Genomic DNA, 5,873 nt, shown 5'->3' with positions numbered 1-5,873 from the left:
CCGCGGTCATAAATCCGCGGCAGAGACGGCTTCGATAAGGCCGTCCAGGAGGGAGAGGTTTCATGAAGGCACCGTTGCTCGTGTCCGCTTCGGCGGTCGCCCTGTTCGCGCTACCCGTTGCTGCCCAGGCCCAGTCGTCCGACGCGCCGCCGCCCGCCGACGAGGCGGCACGGGACGGCGCGCGGCCCAGCGAAGATATCATCGTCACCGCGACGCGCCGTAGCGAACGGCTGCAAGACGTGCCGCTCAGCGTCACGGCGTTCGGCCAGCGCGAGCTCGATGATCTGGGCATCGTCGGTTATGAAGGTATCGCGCAGAATACGCCCGGCATCGTCGTCAACCGTCCGACGCAGAATTTCAACAATTTCACTGCCCGCGGCATCAACACCAACGGCTATTCGGCGGGGCTGCAGAGTGCGGTTGCCATATATGTCGACGAACTGCCGATCTCGGCGAACGGCAATTCGACCATCCTCGATCCCAATCTCTACGACGTCGAGCGCGTCGAGTTTCTGCGCGGGCCGCAGGGGACGCTGTTCGGATCGAACTCGCTGGCGGGTGCGATGCGGATCATTACGAAGAGCCCCGACCTCAACGCGTTTGCCGCATCGGCGAGCGTCGATCTGGGGCTGACGGGATCGAGTTCGCTGCGCCAGCGCTATAATGCGATGGTCAACGTGCCGATCATGCAGGACGAAATGGGTCTTCGCATCACCGGCTATTATCGCAACGAAGACGGCTGGGTCGACAATATCGGCACCGGGATCAAGGATTCGAACAGCCTTGAAGCCTATGGCGGCCGCGCGATCCTGCTGATGCGGCCGAGCGACCGGATGAAGGTGAAGCTGCTCATTTCCTATGAGAACAGCAAGCCCGCCGATTCGGGCCTGATCAACCCAACGCTTGGCAAGTTCGTGCGCAATTCGGACCGGCCCGACCTGTTTCAGGGCAAGCTCACCAACTATAATCTCACGGTCAATTACGAGTTTGATTTCGCCGAGCTGATCAGTTCGACGACGCTGTCGACCTATGATGCGTCCTTCTATGTCGACCTGGCCGGCACCTATGCGCAGGCCTTCCCCTTCGCGCTCGACGCCTATGGTTATGACGATCTGTTCGTTCAGGAAACGCGGCTCGTCTCGCGCGGCGACGGGCCGTTCCAGTGGGTTGCGGGCTTCTTCTATTATGACAAGCGCCGGAGCGTCGATTTCGCCTACCGGTCGAGCCCCGAATATCTGGCGGCGAAGAATATCGTCGGGCTGCCCGACGAATATTATCAGCGCTTCAACAGCTATACCGACCAGAGCGAGGTCGCGGGCTTCGGCGAGCTGACCTACAAGTTCAGCGACAAATTCTGGATCACCGGCGGGCTGCGCTACGGCAATACGCAGGTGCAAAGCTTCACCCGCGGCGGCGGCTACAACAGCAATTATCTGACCATCGCCTATTGCCTGTCCTTCCCGGCGGCGTGCGGCTTTTATGTGCCGCCGCTCGCGATCACCTCGATCCCCTATGCCGAGGGGCTGAAGGTTTCGGACGACCGCCTGTCGTGGAAGGCGAGCGCGTCGTGGAAGCCGAGCGAGGATCTGACGACCTATGTCACGGTGTCGACTGGCTTCCGCACCCCGGTGGTCAATGCGCGCGCCGGGCTGGTAAGCACGATCGACCCCAATGATATCGTCATCCCCAGCGGCGCCCGTTCGGACAGCGTGACCAACTATGAGGCCGGGCTGAAGGGCCGGTGGCTGGGCGGCGATCTGACCGCCAATCTGGCCGCCTATTATATCGACTGGAAGAATATCCAGGTCCAGGCGAACCGCGTGTCGGATTCGATCCAGTTCGCGACCAATATCGGCGGCGCCGAAAGCTATGGTCTGGAGTTCGAGATCATGGCGCGGCCCATCCAGGGCCTCAGCCTCGCGGTCAACGGATCGTTCAACGAGGCGAAGGTTACCAAGCTGACGGCGGTCGAGGCGGCCATTTCGGGCGCCGAAGTCGGCACCCGGCTGGCCTCGCCCCATTTCCAGGGCTCGGCAACGCTGCGCTATGATTTCCAGATGGCCGGCAGCAACAGCGGCTTCGGCGCGGTGAACGTGTCGCATGCGGGGTCATTCCCCAACCAGTTCCCCAACGTGCCGGGCAAGCCCAATGTGGTCAGCCCGACCTTCGATTATACCGAGGCCTGGACCAACGTGAACCTTTACGCGGGGGTCAAGCTCGGCGCGCTCGGGCTGACCGCCTATGTCGAAAATCTCTTCAACGACAGTTCGATCACCTACGTCCATCCCGAAGCCTTCCTCGACGGTCGCTACGCCCGGATGCGCCCGCGCACCGTCGGCGTTCGCGCGGACTATCGCTTCTGATCGGCCGGAGCAGGAGAGACATCATGCCCCGCTTGCGGATCTGCGCGCTCGCGCTCTCGCTTCTTCTCCCGGCCCCGATCGCGGCGGCGGCGGACGCCGATCCGGTGGTCGCGGCCCCCGCGGGCAGCGTGCGCGGCGTTGCGGAACGCGACGTCCGCATATTCCGCGGCATTCCCTATGCCCAGGCCCCCGTCGGGGAGCGCCGCTGGCGCCCCCCGGTGGCGGCGGCGGACTGGGACGGGGTGCGCGACGCAAGTCAGTTCGGTGCCGCGTGCATGCAGCCCAAGCCGCGCGCCGGGAATATCTATGCGGGAAGCTTGCCCGCGATGAGCGAGGATTGCCTGTCGCTCAACGTCTGGGCGCCCGAAAATGCGAAAAATGCGCCGGTGTTCGTTTGGATACACGGTGGATCGCTGATGGCGGGATCGGGTGCCGAACCGCTTTATGACGGCAGCGCGCTGGCGCGGCGCGGGATTGTCGTGGTGACGATCAACTATCGGCTCGGCATGTTCGGCTATTTCGCGCACCCGGCGCTCAGCGCCGAGGCGCCCGATCATGTGTCGGGCAATTACGGCCTGCTCGACCAGATTGCGGCGCTGCAATGGGTGAAACGCAACATCGGCGCCTTCGGGGGCAATGCGGCAAATGTCACCGTCGCGGGCGAATCGGCCGGTGCGCTCAGCGTCATGTATCTGATGACGGCACCCGCTGCGCGCGGCCTGTTCGCCAAGGCGGTGGCACAGAGCGCCTATATGGTGTCGGCGCCCGCACTGCGCGACCGGGTCAACGGCATGGTTCCGGCCGAAGAGCAGGGGAGTGATCTGGCCGCCAAGCTTGGGGCGACCGACCTTGCGGCGCTGCGGGCGCTGCCCGCCGAGACGATCGCCGACAAGGTGCCGACGACGGGCTATTTCCCCTTTCCGGCGATCGACGGCAAGACGGTGCCGCGCCAGCTCGTCGACAGCTTCGATCGCGGCGAACAGGCGCCGGTGCCGATATTGGCGGGTTTCAACAGCGGCGAAATCCGGTCGCTGCGCTTTCTCCTGCCGAAGCCGCCGGCCGATGCGGCCGCTTATGAGGCCGCGGTTCGCGCTGGCTATGGCGAGTTCGCCGACATGTTCCTCGCGCGCTATCCGGCCAAGAACATCGACGAAAGCATGCTCGCGGCGACGCGCGATGCGATGTACGGCTGGACCGCCGAGCGGCTGGTTTCCGACCAGGCGGCGGCGGGCAAGGGCGCCTATTTCTATCTCTTCGATCATGGCTATCCCGCGACCCAGGAGTGGAATCTCCACGCCTTTCACGCGTCCGAACTGCCCTATGTATTCGGCACCGCGTCGCGCACCCCGCCGTTGTGGCCGAAAATTCCCGACACGCTGGCCGAGCGCAAGCTCAGCGAAGCGATGGGCGATTATTGGGCGAGCTTTGCCGCGACCGGCAAGCCGCAGGCCAAGGGCTGGCCGGACTGGCCCGACTATGCCGACGATCGCGGCTTTCTGCATTTCGCGGACACACCGCGCGCTGGCCATAATCTCTTCCCCGGCACCGCGGCGCTGCACGAGGCGGTGGTCTGCCGCCGCCGCGCGGCGGGCGATATAGCGTGGAACTGGAACGTCGGCATCATCGCGCCGCCGCTGCCGCCGAAGGCCGAGGGGTGCCAATGATCGACGGTTCGATGCAGTCCTATGCCCTGACGCTCGACAAATTCCTCTCCCATGCCGCGAAATGGCATCCCGGCGCCGAAGTGGTGTCGGCGGGACTGGACGGCGGCGTCCGGCGCATCGCCTATGCGGCGCTTCGCGGTCGTGCGCTGCGCATTTCAGCGGCGCTGGCGGCGCTCGGGATCGCAAAGGGCGCGCGGGTCGCGACGCTGGCCTGGAATACACAGGGCCATGTCGAGGCGTGGTACGGCATCATGGGGATGGGCGCGATCTGTCACACGCTCAACCCGCGCCTGACCCCGGCGCAGCTCGGGTCGATGCTGCGCCAGTCGGAAGCGTCGGTGCTGCTGGCGAGCGCCGACCTTCTGGGTCTGGCACGCGACGCGACGCGCGGCCTCGGCGCGCCGCCGCGCATCCTTTTGCTCGACGAGGCCGAAGGGGAGGATGCGCTCGAGCTGCATATCGCAGGGGCTTCCGCAGATGTTGCGTGGGGCGATTTCGACGAGAATACCCCGTCGGGGCTGTGCTTTACATCGGGCAGCACGGGCGCGCCAAAGGGCGTCACCTACACGCATCGTGGTTGCTATCTTCACACGATGCGCCAGCTTCAGGCCGACGTTCTCGGCATTACCGCGCGCGATGCGGTGATGCCCGTCGTGCCGATGTTCCATGCCAATGCGTGGGGAATTCCCTTCACCGCACCGGCCGTCGGCGCCAAGCTGGTGCTGCCCGGACGGCACAGCGACGGCGCGCATCTTGCCCGGCTGATCCGGGCCGAAGGCGTTACCGCGGCGGTCGGCGTGCCGACGGTGTGGCTGGGGCTGGTCGAGCATCTGGAGGCCGAGGGCGGCGAGGTGCCGACGCTTGAGCGTATCCTGGTCGGCGGGTCGTCGATGCCGCCGGCGCTGATGGACCGGATCGAACGGCGGCTGGGTGTCGAGGTGCAGACGAGCTGGGGCATGACGGAGTTGTCGCCGCTGGGGACGGCGGCGCTGCCGGGCGACCCGGCGCGGCGACCGGATCTGTCGGGGCGCCCCGCGATGGGGATCGACCTGCTGCTCACCGACGGCGACGGGCGGGCGCTCGCCGAGCAGCGCGGTGCCGAGGGGCATTTGCGCGTGCGCGGCGGTTCGGTCGTCGAACGCTATTTCGGGCAGAGCGAGCCGGCGACCGATGCCGACGGCTGGTTCGACACCGGCGACCTCGCGCGGATCGACGCCGGGGGCAATCTGACCATTACCGGGCGCGCCAAGGATCTGATCAAATCGGGCGGCGAGTGGATCAATCCCGCCGAGATCGAGGCGATCGTCGCGGGGCTGCCACAAGTGTCGCTCGCCGCGGTGATCGGACGCAGCGATCCCAAATGGGGCGAGCGGCCGATCCTGCTCGTCGAAACCTGCGACGATGCGATCAGCGATGCCGATCTGCTGGGTTCGCTCGATGGCCGCGTCGCATCCTGGTGGGTTCCCGATGCCGTCGTGCGTCTGGCCGCGATGCCGCTCGCGCCGACGGGCAAGATCGACAAAATGCAATTGCGGGCGGAATATGGACAGGTGTAGGCCCACGCGGTCGCACCCGATTGAACGAAGCCCCGGAAGGAAGTGAATTTGGCGTCGAAGGCAAAGACTGCGGCAAAGCGGCCATCGAAGGCGGAGCAGCGCGCCGAAATGATGGAGCAGATTCTCGACGTCGCCGAACTTCTGTTTTCGAAGCATGGCTTTCACGGCGTCACGCTGAAGGATGTCGCAAAGCAGGTCGGCGTCCACCACACGCTGCTGAACTATTATTTCGACGACAAGCAGACGCTGTTCGATGCCGTTTTCGCGCGCCGCGCCGTCGTTACGATCGA

4 protein-coding genes are annotated in these 5,873 nt (G+C 65.4%); all 4 read left to right on the top strand.

Annotated elements, in window-relative coordinates; translation table 11 throughout:
- Positions 1–62 precede the first annotated feature (62 nt).
- Complete coding sequence (locus ABS88_RS00555; RefSeq protein WP_003038911.1) at positions 63–2,363, top strand: TonB-dependent receptor; 2,301 nt, start codon at positions 63–65, stop codon at positions 2,361–2,363.
- 23 nt (positions 2,364–2,386) lie between these two features.
- Positions 2,387–4,027, top strand: a complete 1,641-nt coding sequence (locus tag ABS88_RS00550) for a carboxylesterase/lipase family protein (protein ID WP_286748654.1) — start codon at positions 2,387–2,389, stop codon at positions 4,025–4,027.
- Positions 4,024–5,583, top strand: a complete 1,560-nt coding sequence (locus ABS88_RS00545; protein WP_286748653.1) for an AMP-binding protein — start codon at positions 4,024–4,026, stop codon at positions 5,581–5,583. The genes ABS88_RS00550 and ABS88_RS00545 overlap by 4 nt, the downstream gene beginning before the upstream one ends.
- 48 nt (positions 5,584–5,631) lie before the next feature.
- The coding region (locus ABS88_RS00540; RefSeq protein WP_286748652.1) for a TetR/AcrR family transcriptional regulator at positions 5,632–5,873 on the top strand (242 nt) is incomplete at its 3' end.

Source organism: Sphingopyxis sp. SCN 67-31, from assembly GCF_001725095.1.
Note: the sequence above shows the minus strand (reverse complement) of the source record. Positions and strands in the feature narration are given on the sequence as shown.